Consider the following 12,666-nt stretch of genomic DNA (forward strand, 5'->3'; position numbering starts at 1 on the left):
GCTGTCAACTCCCGCACCCGCCGCGTGAGGTCGGGCATTCCGGGCGCTACGCGCCCGCCGGTTCCCGCTTCTCCACGTCGTGGACCTGCGGGGATCCGGGAACCTCGACGGACGCCGGAGCCCCGGTGGACTCCGTGCCCCCCGCCGCCGCGGCTCGCGGGCCCTCGCTCAGCCCGACCTTCGCGTGCAGCCTGCGCAGCGCCGCCGGCGCGTACCAGGCGGACCGGCCGAGCAGCCGCATCGCCGCCGGTACGAGCACGCCCCGCACCACCACCGCGTCGACGAGGATCGCCAGCCCGCTGCCGAGACCGAACATCTGGATGAAGCTGACGCCGCTGATGACGAAGGCGAAGAAGCTGACGGCCAGCAGCCCCGCGGCCATCGTGACGATCCGGCCGGTGCCCGCGAGCCCCTTCGCGACCGCCTCGGCGGGGGCCGCCCCGGCGTCGTGCAGTTCCTTGATGCGGCTGGTGAGGAAGACCTCGTAGTCCATGGAGAGGCCGAAGACGACGCAGAACATCAGCACCACCGTGCCCGTCTCCATCGGCTGGGCGGTGAAGTCCAGCAGGCCGCTGAGGTGGCCGTCCTGGAAGATCCAGACCAGCGCGCCCATGGTGGCCATGAGGCTGACCGCGTTGAGGACGAGGGCGCGGAGCGGCTGGATCACGCTGCCGGTGAAGAGGAAGAGCAGCACGAACGTGGTGCCGAGGACCCAGGCGAGGGCCACGGGCAGCGCGTCGGCGATGGCGTCCTTGGAGTCCACCAGCCGGGCGTCGCTGCCGCCGACGAGCGCCTCCGCGCCCGCGGGCGGATCGACGGCGCGGATGTCGCGCACGAGGTCCTGCGCGGCGCCCGAGGCCGGGGCGAGGTCGTGTACGAGGGTGAGCCGCCGGGCGTCCGGGGCGGCGAGGGCTCCGGCGGCCGGTCCCGGTGCGGCGTGCCGGCCGTCGGTGTAGCTGCCGGTGGCGGCGTCGACCTGGCGCACGCCTTCGAGCCGGGAGAGGTCGCTCGCGTACGCACCGAGCGCGCCGTCCCCGACCGGTCCGGTGGTGACGATCTGCACCGCGTCCTCGTCGCCGGCCGCGAACCCGGCCCGCAGCTCCGCGGTGACCTGGCGGCTCTGCGCGCTCTCGGGCAGCACCCGCTCGTCGGGGGTGCCGAAGCCGACGCCCAGCAGCGGGCTCGCGGCGAGCAGCAGCACGGCGAGCACCGGCAGGGAGGCCAGCACCGGCCGGCGCATCACGGCGCCCGCGATACGGCCCCACAGCGGGGAGTCGGCGCGGTGGGCGGCGAGGGTGCCGGGGATGCGGCCCTTGTTGACCCGGTGGCCCAGCACGGCGAGCAGCGCGGGGATGACGAGCAGCGAGCTGACCGCGGCGATCGCCACCACGCCGATCCCGGCGTACGCGAACGAGCGGAGCGAGACCAGCGGGAACACCAGCATCGCGGCCAGCGCGGCGATCACGGCCGCGGAGGAGAAGGCGATGGTGCGTCCCGCGGTGGTGACGGTGCGGCGGACGGCGTCGGGTACGGAGTCGCCGGCCGCCAACTGCTCGCGGAAGCGCGAGACGAGGAGCAGGCCGTAGTCGATGCTGAGGCCGAGGCCGAGCGCGGTGGTGAGGTTGACGGAGAGGACGGAGACGTCGGTGACGCTGCCGAGCACGTACAGCTCGGCGAGGGTGCCGAGGATCGCGATCAGGCCGATGACGAGCGGCAGCAGGGCCGCGACCAGGCTGCCGAAGGCGAGCAGCAGCAGGACGAGGGTGACCGGGATGGCGACGGCCTCGGCGAGGGCGAGGTCTTCCGCGACCTGCGTCGCCATGTCGCTGTTCACGGCGGCGGAGCCGCCGGCGCGAACGGAGACGCCGTCGCGCTCGCCGGTGTACTTCGCCATCAGCGCTTCGGCGTTCTCGCCCTCGTGCCGGTCGCCGCCCTCGACGTGGGCGAGGACGAGGGCCTGGTCGCCGTCGCGGGACTTCAGGGCGGCGTCGTCGCGGTCCCAGTACGACACGACGTGGGAGACGGTCTCCTCGGCGCGCAGCCCGTCGGCGAGCTGCCGGCCGCGCTCCGCGGCGGCGGGGGAGCCGGGGCCGCCGCGTTCGGCGTCGACGAGCAGGACGAGGTTCGTGTCCCCGCCGAACTCCTGGTCGATGACCCGCTCGGCGCGGCTGGAGGGGGCGTTCGGGTCGCTGAACCCGCCGCCGCTGAGCTTGCCGAAGGCGCCGAAGCCGGCGACGGCCATGACGGCGACCGCGAGCGCGGCGAGGAGGAGCAGGGGGCGGGCGCGGCGGATGGCCAGCTCGGCAATGCGCGACAGCATCGGGCTACCGCCCCTCGGTGAGGTGGGTGAGGACTGACATGGCGATCTCCCGATTCGTATAGGCCGTTCCTTTGGTGAGAAGTTATAACGCTCGCGAAAGGGTGGAGTCAACGGGATGAGTGATACCTTCTCACAAGACCTCGAAGCTGTAAGGGGTGAGCGCAGGCCATGGCCGGGAAGACGGACTCGACGACTCCCCGCGAGCGCTATCGCGCCCAGGTGCGCGCGGAGATCAAGGAGCACGCGTGGGACCAGATCGGCACGGCGGGCGCCTCCGCGCTCTCGCTCAACGCGATCGCCAAGCTGATGGGGATGAGCGGCCCCGCGCTCTACCGCTACTTCGCCAACCGCGACGAGCTGATCACCGAGCTGATCAGGGACGCGTACCAGAGCCTCGCCGAGACGATGCGCACCACCGCGGCTCGCGCCCCTGACGGCACCCCTGACCTCCCCGCGCTGGCGGCCTCCCTGCGCACGTGGGCGCTGACCGACCCGCAGCGCTACCTGCTCATCTACGGCACGCCCATCCCCGGCTACCACGCCCCCGACGACATCACCGCCATCTCCGCCGAGATCATGGGCACGGTCCTCGACGCCTGTGCCGCGATGCCGTACGAGCCCGCGGAGACGCCCTTCGCCGGGCACCTGGCGACCCACGGCGACTGGGCCCGCGGCCACCCCGCACCGCCCGCCGTCCTGCACCGGGCGCTGACCGCCTGGACCCGGCTGCACGGCGTGCTGTCGCTGGAACTGGCGGGGCACTTCAGGAACATGGGCTTCGACCCCGCGGAGCTGTACGCGGCGGAGGTCGCCGCGCTCACGGAGCCGTAGCCCCTGTCCTGTCTCAACGAAGTTGGTCGTCCACCCTTGCGCTGACCTGTGTGGACTGCAGTGGGTGAGACGCGAGGACTTGATTCGTTGAGACAGATCTCGGGGGTCAGGGCCAAACGGTCTGAGTGCCGTGTCCCGTCTCCGGGGATCTGGTCCACGTCTCAGGCACTCTGGTCCGATTACCTTGTGGTTTCAGGTGATCTGGTCCGTCGTCGTGCTTGAAGCGCCGGGTGCCGGGCCAGTCCCACGCCCCCTGGCATGAGTGCCAGGGGGCAGGGCAGCCAGGTGAGGAGAGAGCGTGGGCTCGGGGAGGACGTGTCGGCCGTAGTCCATCGGCCGTAGTCCACCGGTCGTTCAGTGCGCGCCTGCCTCGGCGGATCTCCGGATGCCCCGGAGGAAGAAGCCCACCCCCAGTACGACCGCCACGATCGCCGGCGTCACGAGCTGCCAGGGAACGCCGAGCCACACTGCGGGTAGCCCCACGCCGAAGGTGGCTGCCAGGTTGGTGAAGAACAGCCTCTTGCCGGACCTGCTCCAGGTGAAGGGGCCGGGGCGGCGCGGCGCGACGAGGCGTGCCGCGCCGAAGGCGAGGCCGGGCACCGCGAGCAGGCCGAGGCCCGCGCCTGCGGCGGCGATCATCTGGGGCTCGTCGCGCGGCTCGTCGGAGGTCTTCTGCCGGATCCTGCCCTTGGTGAGTGCGACGATGTCGCCGCGCCAGAGGGTGCCGACGGCTTTGTCGCCCTCCTGGAGCGTGTCCAGCAGGGGTCCGGGGTCGCCGAAGTCCAGCTTGCCGTGGAACCGCTTGCTGTCCACGGTCGCCCGGTACTCGCTGCCCTTGCCTCCGCGGACCACCGTGTCCACGATGGTGAGGTCGATCTCCCGCAGGCAGTCCTCCCGCCACGCATCTGGCGTGGGGGAGGCCGGGCAGTGTTCGGCTGCGCGGTATTCCTCGTATCGCGCGACGTTGGCGGGCAGCCAGTTGGTGAACGCGAGGACGCAGCCCGCCGCCAGGGCCACGGACACCACGATCATCAGCAGCCCCAGGGCCCGGGTCACTCCGGCCCGGAAGGCCGTCACTTCTCGCAGACCGGTCATCGCGCACTCCACCCCTCGCAGGTCGGCGCCCCGGCCTGTCGGCTTATCCTCCCCTGTCGGGAACCTGCAACGTCATGAGGGGTGCTGGCAGGTCAGCGCGGCGCATCCCTGCCGGATGCAGGCAATCACCGGGTGTGTACTCGGCTCTCCTTGATCGCCCGCATGCCGAACCGGGCAGCAGGTGTTCACCGCTTCGGGAGGTGCCCCAGCGCACCGGGGACAGGTGTCGTTACCGCAACGGGTGAGCAAATAAGTCGGCCGGCTGCCGGCGAGTTGCGACGATGCGTGTGTTTCCCAGACGGAGGACATTTGTTCGTTTTCTTCTGTGCGGGATGCGGCGCCGAGTTGACCACGCCGCTGTCCCAGGTCTCACTGCCGGTCCACGCCCGTCAGAAGTACGGGAACGGGGCCCAGCTTCCGGTGCTGATGGAGTCCGGGACGTTCGCCGTGGACCCGGACCCCTGGGGAGGGCCGTGGCGGATGTGGGACGAGATCGATCCGGGCGAGGCGGAGGCACGCGGCGTCTACGCGCCGGTCTGCGCCCTGTCCGACAGCACGCCCGGGGCGAGTGTCATCGCGCCCGGTGATATCCGTGGAACCCGGCTGATTCCGGAGAAGCGCGGCGGTGCCTGCTGCGGCCTCGACGGAGCCGACGGGCCCAACATGGCCTGCGAGGCATGCGACCTCCCCGTGGCGACCCGGGTCGACGACTGCTCGCTCTGGCAGGCAGTGCGGCTCAGTTCGGACACCGTGCGCCGCGTTCCCGTTGACGGTGTCCACGCTGCGCCCCTGTCCTGGGCGGAGCTGGCGGAGAAGGGGGAGAAAACGCCCCCGTTCGAGCCGATTGCCACGTGGGGAGGACGGTCGGGGTCGCACCACCACTGGTCGTGGAGCCCGCGGTGGGAGGCGGCAGCCGGCCTGGCACTCGCCCACCTGCTCGTTGCCTCCCGAGGGCAGCCCGTGACGGTCCCGGGTGGTCTGACCGCGGACGTGTTCCAGCGCGCTCTCGACGCCCTGCTGCCTGCGGGCCCCCCGAAGCGGCGCGCCGTCCTGGCCGGACCGCGACAGCCTTCCCCGGACGCGGACGTCGACATCCTCCTCGTACCGGTCCATCCCCAGACAGGCCAGACCTGGACCCCCGCCAGGCGGGCCAGGCCGGTATACCGGGTACCCCTGCCGCTGGGGGTGTGGCTGTGGCTGGTCTCGCCCCAGCCGTACGTGCCGGTCCCCGCGTCAGGCCGCATACCCCAGGACGTCCTCCGCGACGATCCGCTCCCGCTGCTCCCCAACTACCGCTTCCGGGTCGACCGGGGAACGTTCCAGCATGCCCTGGTCCGGCTGCCGGCCGTGCGCAGCCCGTGGCTGCGCACGATCCTTGAGAACGTCACCCGGGGTACGCGGGCCGACCTCTTCTAGAGCGCGTACCGAAAGTGATACCAGCTTGCTTGATGGGTGCCCACTTTGACTGCATGATCTCGACATGTCTGAATTGCCCTCTCGTTTGTCTGCCGTGACGCTCGGGGTCCGGAATATGTCGGGGTTGCGCCGCTTCTACCGCGGTCTGGGATGGGAGGAACTCCCATCCAGTGACGACAACTGGGCAGGCTTCCTGCTCGGCGGGGTTTTGCTCGCTCTGTATCCGGTCGATGAGCTGGCGGCGGAGGCGGCGGATGGTGCTCCAAGCCGTACCGGGTGGTCGGGGATCACACTCATCTGCAACGTGGACCATCGTGAGCAGGTGGATTCGGCTTTCGCGTCCGCGGTGGCGGCTGACGCCACCGCGGTGGGGGAGCCGGCAGACCGTTCGTGGGGCGGCCGGTCGGCGTACATCGCTGACCCGGAAGGCAATCGCTGGGAGATCGCATGGGCGCCGGGTGTGCAGTTTGACGCCCGCGGCGCGCTGATCGCTTTGGGCGGCTGAGTGTCTGCATGCGTTACAGCCATTCACCCAGGGGCTCCTTCTGGGCCCGTCCTTTGCGACGGGCACCCGCGGCATGGGCCCGGCAGATCGTGGAGTCGACGTTCACCTCCCACGTGATCAGCCCGGCCGCATCGGCCCGGCTCTGCGGCCCGGTCAGTAACCCGGCCCAGGTGCCGTTTCGCTGCCACCGGCGGAAGAGCCCGTACAGCCGGTGCGGCCGGGCCGGCATACGGATGGCCCGGGTCTTCGGGGTGTCCGTCAGCCGTAGCACCGTGCTGCCGCTGGTCGGCGCGCATTCCGAGTCTCAGCCTGCCTCACCGGGGCCGCCGGGACCGTGAAGTGACTGCTCATGGGGCCCTGTGTGATACTTCCTGGCGGTGCAGAGAGCGCCCGCGAGGGAGAGGACCGGGCTCGATGGCGACCGGAGAGGCGTCGGAGCCGGCGGCCCCGGCCGGGCAGGGCGGCGCGGAGGCCGCCGCCGGTGCGGGACGGAGTGCGCAGGGCGCGCAGGGGTCCGGGACCGTGCAGATCGTGGACCACGCGCTCATGGTGCTCAAGGCCATCGCGGAAGCCGACCGCCCGCGCGGCGTGCGGGAGCTGAGCCGCGACCTCGCGATCAGCAAGAGTTCCACGCAGCGCATCCTCGCCTCCCTGGAGCGGGTCGGCCTGGCCGTCGCGGACGAGGCGACCCGGAAGTACGTCGTCGGGCCCGCCGCGCTCACCCTCGCCTGGAAGCACGCGGACAACAGCGACCTGGTCAGCGCCGCCACCGGCACCACCGCGCGGATCGCCGCGGTGACCGGCGAGACCGCCTGCATCTCCACCATCGTCGACGGCCGCCGCGTCACCGTGCACGAGGCCGAGAGCTCCCAGCCCCTGCGGCTCATCACCGGCGTGGGCCGGCCCTACTCGCTCTTCTCCGGCGCCACCGGCCGGGTCCTCATGTCCCTGCTGCCCGCGGACGAGCTCCGCCGGCTGGTGGACGGGCACGTGGCCGACGGTCCTGATGAGACGGCCGCGGACCGGATTCTGGGACAGGTCGCCGAGGTCCGCCGGAACGGCTACGCGCTGAGCCGCAGCGAGTGGATCGCCGGCGGCTGCGGGGTGGCCGTGCCCATCGGCGTGCAGGGCAGCCTCGTCGCCGCCCTCAGCATCTACGGGCCCGAGGCCCGGCTCACCGACGAGCGCATGGCGGAGCTGGTGCCGGCGCTGCAGAAGGCGGCGGCGGAGATCGCCCTCCGCTGGCGCCAGCCCGCGTAGCGGCACCCGCCCCGGCGCACCCCCCGCCCCGGCGCACCCCCCGGCCCCGGGCCACCCCGTCCCACTACCCGGCTCTTCCTACTTCAGGTGGGGGCAACGGTCGCCAAGTGCTTGATCGATCTGGTGGAACAGGCCGCCCTGGTCGATGCCTGGGGGAATGATCGCGGCTTGCGTGGAAAGCGAGGCTTCGAGGATCGCGGAGGCAGGGATTGGTTCCTGCCTCAGTCACGCCCGCGATGTCGCGAGGAGTCTGGTGTGCCGTGCGCCGTTGGTCGCCTCGTGGCGCCCTTTCGTGATCGTCGCTATGTGCCGCGGAGCATCTCCGCGAGTCGCGACAGCGTGGCCTCGTTGCGTTTGTAGTGGATCCACTTGCCGACCCGTGTGGCCTGTACCAGGCCTGCCCGCTCGAGGGTTGCCATGTATGAGGAGACTGTCGATTGCGCCAGCCCCGACTTGGCCTGCAGATGGCTGACGCAGACTCCGACCTCGTCCCGGTCGGCTATTGGCTCCCACTGAGCGAACTCGCGGTGAGGGTCCCGCAGCCAGTCCATGATTTGCAGCCGTGCAGGGTTCGCCAGCGCCTTCAAGGCCTCGACCGCAGCCAGAGGGGGCTCGTTCTCCGCGTCGCCTCCTGAGTTCGCTGCCTGTGACGTCGCCACGGTCGCCTCCTCGCCTCTCACACACCATCGTATCTCGATGTGACGAACCGAGTTCGCCCCCAGCCACACATTGACACATCGCGATATCACGATATGGTAGTTGCGTTCACGCCCCTCCGGTATCTGCCGCGCAACTGCCGTCCGCCGCGAACACCGGGGACACACAAGAGGAAGTACACGATGTCTGAGAGCAGCAAGCCGTTGATCGTCGTCGCGGGTGCCACTAGCAAGCAGGGAAGGAGCGTCGCCACCTCCTTGCTTGAGAGCGGCAGGTTCCGAGTGCGAGCCCTGACCCGAGACGCCGGCTCTGCCCAGGCCCGGAGCCTGGCAGGACTGGGAGCGGAGATCGCCGAGGTTCCTCTCGCGCTGGGTCACCAGCGCGAGCTCGTCGACGCGTTCAGATCGGCCGAGGGGCCTTCCTGATGACCCCGCCCATGCCTCCCTCCACCGAGGAGTTCCTTCTCGGGCGCCAACTTGCCGATGCAGCGGTCGAGGCCGGAGTGATACACGTCGTCTTCAGTGCTCTCGAGAACGTCGACGAGCGGTCCTCGGGCACCAAGTACGCCCCGCACTTCACCGACAAGGCGCTCATCGCCGAGTACATCCGGACTCTGCCGATCGCGCACACCTTCATCATGCTCTCGTTCTTCTACACCAACGCGCTGGAGTACTACCCCCCGCGCATCGATGGTGACACGGTGCTCATGCCTTTCTACCTCCCCGAAGACTTCCGTGCCCCGTTCGTGGACCCACTCACCGCGACCGGGCCGGCCGCCCTCGAGGTGTTCTCCAACCCCGACACCTACCGCGGCGCCTGTCTGCCGGTCGTGGGGGACGTCATCTCCCCAGCCGAGATGGTCGAGGAGTTCTCCCGCGTCACCGGACTCAAAGCCGAATACCGCAGCGCCTACTCTCGCGAAGACCTGCTGACCTACTTCCCCGCGCTGGGAGAGAACCCTCTGGTGGTCGACGAGACCCTCGGCATGGCCCAGTACGCGGTCGACCTCGGATACTTCCGAGACGACCGCGACACGACGTGGAGCCGGCGCATCGATCCCCACACGCTGAGCTGGGAACAGTTCCTCCGCAAGACCGACTGGCATGGCCAGCCGGTCACCTTTGGTCACTAGACCCATCGCCGACGAGATCAGACACGCGCCATTCGGGAAGGCCTCGACGTTGTCTGAGCCCGTGGCGCGTGCCGCTGCGCGCTGCCATCACGCCAACACCTACTGCGTGAACTGCGACCTGCTCGTCGGTCTCGACGATCTCCACGTGATTGACGTCGACCGGGGTGATGGCGACCGATTGACTGTTCGGGTCGAGTCGGCGCGGATGGTGATGGGCTGCCGGACCTGCGGCGCGATCGCTCACTCCCACGGTCGACGCGAGGCGGTCCTAATCGACGCACCTTGCTTCGACCGGCCCGTGAAGATCGTGTGGCGCAAGCGGACCTGGCGCTGTGTCGAACCGGCCTGCCCGGTCGGCACGTTCACCGAGCAGAACCATACGGTGGCCGAGCCGCGGGCGCTGCTCACCGTGCGGGCGTGCTGGTGGGCGATCCGACAATTGCGGCGTGAGCACGCCTCCGTGCGCGGGATCGCCCGCCAGCTCGGCACGACATGGAACACGGTGTGGACCTCGATCCGTCCCCTGCTCAAGGCGATGGCCGATGACGACACGCGGTTCGACGGGGTCACCCGGCTCGGGGTCGATGAGCATGTCCGGCACCATGTCAGCGAACGACCCATCGACCAAGGGGGTCGCGGGCCGAAGATGCTGACCGGGATGGTCAACCTGACCACCGACGCGAAGGGAAGGACACGAGCCCGGCTGCTCGACCTCGTCGCGGGCCGGTCCGGGCAGGCCTACGCCGACTGGCTCGAAGAACGCGGACCCGGCTTCCGTGACGGGATCAAGGAAGCGACCTTGGACCCGTTCCGCGGCTACAAGAACGCCATCGATGACAAGCTCGAGGATGCGACTGCGGTCCTGGATGCGTTCCACGTCGTCAAGCTCGGTTCCGCGGCCGTCGACGAGGTCCGTCGTCGCGTCCAGCAACAGATCCATGGCCACCGGGGCAGGAAGGGCGACCTGCTCTACGGCATCCGCACCATCTTGCGCTGCGGGGTCGAGAAACTCACCGACCGACAACGAGCGCGACTCGACATCGCGATCGCCGTTGACGAACGCGACGACGAGGTTCTCGTCGCCTGGCTCTGCGCCCAGCAACTGCGAGCCGCCTACCAGGCCGACAGTCCCGCCGAGGGACGCAAGATCGCCGAGAAGGTCCTCGCTACCTTCCCGACGTGCCCGATCAAGGAGATCAAGCGACTCGGCAAGACGCTGCAGCAATGGCGCGAAGCCTTCCTCGCCCACTTCGACACCGGCCGCGCCAAACAACGGCGGCACAGAGGCCATCAACGGACTCATCGAACTCCAACGCCGCATCGCACGAGGCTTCCGCAACCGCGATCACTACCGACTACGCATGCTGCTCATCGGAGGCGGACTCACCAGCCCTCACCTGAAGTAGGAAGAGCCCAGTACCCCCGTACCAACCGCGATTTCCGGCCGGTCCGGCGCCCAGCAGGCGTCTGACCGGCTTTTTTGCGCCCGCATCCTTCTGCTTCCACCCCATTGACCTGCCCAAAAGCTGAAGGTACGGTGTCCCAATCGGTCTTGGTACAGTGTCCCAGAACTTGAGGTGAGCCCCTGATGTTGCTCGGCTGGCGCGCACGAATCGGGCAGATACGGCCCGCGACGGCGATCGAGGGAGCGGAGGAGTGGCGTGAAGTAGCGCCTACGGGCGTGGCGTTCGCCGACGCCCGGACCATCGTCCCGCGCGTCGATGCCGCCGGGCTGCGGGAGATGATGAGCCAGGTCGTCGAGGCGTCGCGGCAGTTGGCCACCGCCAAGGTGGACCTGATCGTGCAGTGCGGCGCCCCCGGCACCTTCATCCCCGGCCCGGGCACCGACGAGAAGGTCACCGGCGAGATCACCGCCGCCACCGGCGTACCGGCGATCACCATGCAGCAGGCGGCCAACGATGCCCTCCGCGCCCTCGGCGCGACCAAGGTCGCCGTCGGCACCATCTACACCGACGAGGTCAACGAGTCCCTGCGCACCTACCTCACCGCCCTCGGCTTCGAGGTGGCGGCGATGGAGGGCCTCCAGCTCACCGACCCGTACGAGGCCAGCGTGCACGACGCCGACAGCGCCTACCGGCTCGGCCGCCGACTGCACAAGGCGGCGCCCGACGCGGACGCGCTCCTCATCTCCTGCGGCACGTTCCGGACCTTCGAGGTGCTGCCGTACCTCGAACTCGACACCGGGATCCCGGTCGTGACGAGCAATCAGTCCTCCCTCTGGCGGGCCCTGCGCCACCTGGGGCTACGGGACGAGCTGCCGGCCCTCGGCCGGCTCGGCGGCATCCCGGACCTCTCCGGCCTCCCCGGCTGAGCGCACCCCGCGGGCCTGCCGGCCCGTCGAACCACACCCCACCGCACCGCAGAGGAACAGGACCGTGCTCGTAGACGCACTGCAGTTCAACAAGCCCGCCCGTGAACGCTTCGAGGAGTGGCGCGCCGCCGGGCTCACCGCCGTGCACGTCACCGTGGCGATCTGGGAGGACTCCACCGAGACCATGCGGGAGGTCGGCCGCTGGCAGCGCCATCTCGCCGAGCACGCCGACCTGCTCTGCGAGGGCCGCACCGCCGACGACATCCGCGCCGCGGACCGCGACGGCCGCACGGCGGTCGTGCTCGGCTTCCAGAACAGCAGCCCGTTCGAGGACGACCTCGACCTCGTCGGCGCGTTCCACCAGGCCGGCGTGCGGATCGCCCAGCTCACGTACAACACCCAGAACTCCGCCGGGGCCGGCTGCTGGGAGGCGGACAACGCCGGGCTCTCGCGCACGTACGGCGTGAACCTCATCCGGGAGATGAACCGGGTCGGGATGCTCGTCGACATCTCGCACTGCAACGAGCGGACCTCCCTGGAGGCGATCGAGACCTCCGAGCGGCCCGTCATGATCACGCACGCCAACCCGCGCGCGTTCGTCGGCGAGGACGTCGAACTCGCCTTCCGCAACAAGTCCGACACCGTGCTGAAGGAGTCGGCGCAGCAGGGCGGCGTCGTCGGGCTGAGCATGTACCCGCGGCTGGCGCCGAACGGGCAGGCGTGCACCGTCGCCGACTTCTGCGACATGGTCGCGTACACCGCGGAGCTGATCGGCGTCGAGCACGTCGGCCTCGCCTCCGACTATTACGCGGGCCAGGGCGACGAGGAGCTGCACTGGTGGCGCCAGGGCCGGTGGAGCCGCAAGCCCATGGTGCCGATCTCCGGCCAGGTCGACTTCCCCGAGTGGTTCGCCGCGGGCAGCGGCTACGCCGACGTGCTCGCGGAACTGCGCCGCCGCGGGTTCGGCGAGCGGGAGATCGAGCTGATCTCGGGCGGCAACTGGGTCCGGGTCTTCGACGAGGGCTTCCGGCCGGGACCGCAGGGCTGACCCGGCCGCGCGGGCGGCGGCTCGACAGCGGCACGTGAGCAGCACGACAGCAGGCGACAGCAGGACGACG

10 protein-coding genes and 2 pseudogenes are annotated in these 12,666 nt (G+C 70.1%); 8 read left to right on the forward strand and 4 right to left on the reverse strand.

What is annotated here, in order from left to right; genetic code table 11:
• Positions 1–46 precede the first annotated feature (46 nt).
• On the reverse strand, positions 47–2,320 hold the full coding sequence (locus tag DMB38_RS23850; protein ID WP_125936878.1) for an MMPL family transporter: 2,274 nt from the start codon (positions 2,318–2,320) through the stop codon (positions 47–49).
• Positions 2,321–2,488: 168 nt separating this feature from the next.
• Between DMB38_RS23850 and DMB38_RS23855 the strand changes: the two genes are divergently transcribed.
• Positions 2,489–3,151, forward strand: coding sequence for a TetR/AcrR family transcriptional regulator (locus tag DMB38_RS23855; protein WP_125936879.1), 663 nt, complete (start codon positions 2,489–2,491; stop codon positions 3,149–3,151).
• A 354-nt stretch (positions 3,152–3,505) separates the two neighbouring features.
• On the opposite strand, the gene DMB38_RS23860 is transcribed toward DMB38_RS23855, so the two are convergent.
• Positions 3,506–4,246 carry a hypothetical protein gene (locus tag DMB38_RS23860; RefSeq protein ID WP_125936880.1) on the reverse strand — a complete coding sequence of 247 codons (741 nt, stop codon included), beginning with the start codon at positions 4,244–4,246 and terminating at the stop codon, positions 3,506–3,508.
• A gap of 309 nt (positions 4,247–4,555) precedes the next feature.
• On the opposite strand from DMB38_RS23860, the gene DMB38_RS23865 reads away from it, so the two are divergent.
• Both DMB38_RS23865 and DMB38_RS23870 read left to right on the forward strand, forming a co-directional pair.
• Positions 4,556–5,662 carry a hypothetical protein gene (locus DMB38_RS23865; protein ID WP_125936881.1) on the forward strand — a complete coding sequence of 369 codons (1,107 nt, stop codon included), beginning with the start codon at positions 4,556–4,558 and terminating at the stop codon, positions 5,660–5,662.
• A 64-nt stretch (positions 5,663–5,726) separates the two neighbouring features.
• A complete protein-coding gene (locus tag DMB38_RS23870) occupies positions 5,727–6,167 on the forward strand; it encodes a VOC family protein (RefSeq protein WP_125936882.1) in 441 nt (146 codons plus the stop codon).
• A gap of 49 nt (positions 6,168–6,216) precedes the next feature.
• Here the strand turns inward: DMB38_RS23870 and DMB38_RS37105 are convergent.
• Positions 6,217–6,309 (reverse strand): annotated as a pseudogene (locus DMB38_RS37105) (IS5/IS1182 family transposase); the annotation flags it as partial.
• A gap of 272 nt (positions 6,310–6,581) precedes the next feature.
• Here DMB38_RS37105 and DMB38_RS23880 point away from each other — a divergent pair.
• Positions 6,582–7,427 (forward strand): IclR family transcriptional regulator, encoded by an 846-nt coding sequence (locus tag DMB38_RS23880; protein WP_125936883.1) that lies wholly within the window; start codon positions 6,582–6,584, stop codon positions 7,425–7,427.
• Between the two features lie 302 nt (positions 7,428–7,729).
• Here the strand turns inward: DMB38_RS23880 and DMB38_RS23885 are convergent, their stop codons facing one another.
• Positions 7,730–7,978, reverse strand: coding sequence for a helix-turn-helix domain-containing protein (locus DMB38_RS23885; RefSeq protein WP_125939228.1), 249 nt, complete (start codon positions 7,976–7,978; stop codon positions 7,730–7,732).
• 288 nt (positions 7,979–8,266) lie between these two features.
• Between DMB38_RS23885 and DMB38_RS23890 the strand changes: the two are divergent.
• The 4 genes and pseudogenes from DMB38_RS23890 to DMB38_RS23905 all read left to right on the forward strand — a co-directional run bounded on the left by DMB38_RS23890 (position 8,267) and on the right by DMB38_RS23905 (position 12,596).
• Positions 8,267–9,216, forward strand: a pseudogene (locus DMB38_RS23890) (NmrA/HSCARG family protein).
• Between the two features lie 61 nt (positions 9,217–9,277).
• On the forward strand, positions 9,278–10,687 hold the full coding sequence (locus tag DMB38_RS23895) for an ISL3 family transposase (protein WP_206337732.1): 1,410 nt from the start codon (positions 9,278–9,280) through the stop codon (positions 10,685–10,687).
• A gap of 117 nt (positions 10,688–10,804) precedes the next feature.
• Positions 10,805–11,548: an aspartate/glutamate racemase family protein gene (locus DMB38_RS23900; protein ID WP_125936884.1), complete on the forward strand. Its 744-nt coding sequence runs from the start codon at positions 10,805–10,807 to the stop codon at positions 11,546–11,548.
• Between the two features lie 64 nt (positions 11,549–11,612).
• Positions 11,613–12,596 carry a membrane dipeptidase gene (locus tag DMB38_RS23905; protein WP_125936885.1) on the forward strand — a complete coding sequence of 328 codons (984 nt, stop codon included), beginning with the start codon at positions 11,613–11,615 and terminating at the stop codon, positions 12,594–12,596.
• Positions 12,597–12,666 lie beyond the last annotated feature (70 nt).

This window comes from Streptomyces sp. WAC 06738 (genome assembly GCF_003945505.1).
Classification (GTDB): Bacteria; Actinomycetota; Actinomycetes; order Streptomycetales; family Streptomycetaceae; genus Streptomyces.

Bases quoted from the DNA above. Each gene is read 5' to 3' on its own strand.
- DMB38_RS23860 (WP_125936880.1), bottom strand. From the start codon at position 4,246: ATGACCGGTCTGCGAGAAGTGACGGCCTTCCGGGCCGGAGTGACCCGG.
- DMB38_RS23900 (WP_125936884.1), top strand. From the start codon at position 10,805: ATGTTGCTCGGCTGGCGCGCACGAATCGGGCAGATACGGCCCGCGACG.
- DMB38_RS23870 (WP_125936882.1), top strand. From the start codon at position 5,727: ATGTCTGAATTGCCCTCTCGTTTGTCTGCCGTGACGCTCGGGGTCCGG.
- DMB38_RS23855 (WP_125936879.1), top strand. From the start codon at position 2,489: ATGGCCGGGAAGACGGACTCGACGACTCCCCGCGAGCGCTATCGCGCC.
- DMB38_RS23885 (WP_125939228.1), bottom strand. From the start codon at position 7,978: ATGGACTGGCTGCGGGACCCTCACCGCGAGTTCGCTCAGTGGGAGCCA.
- DMB38_RS23850 (WP_125936878.1), bottom strand. From the start codon at position 2,320: ATGCTGTCGCGCATTGCCGAGCTGGCCATCCGCCGCGCCCGCCCCCTG.
- DMB38_RS23880 (WP_125936883.1), top strand. From the start codon at position 6,582: ATGGCGACCGGAGAGGCGTCGGAGCCGGCGGCCCCGGCCGGGCAGGGC.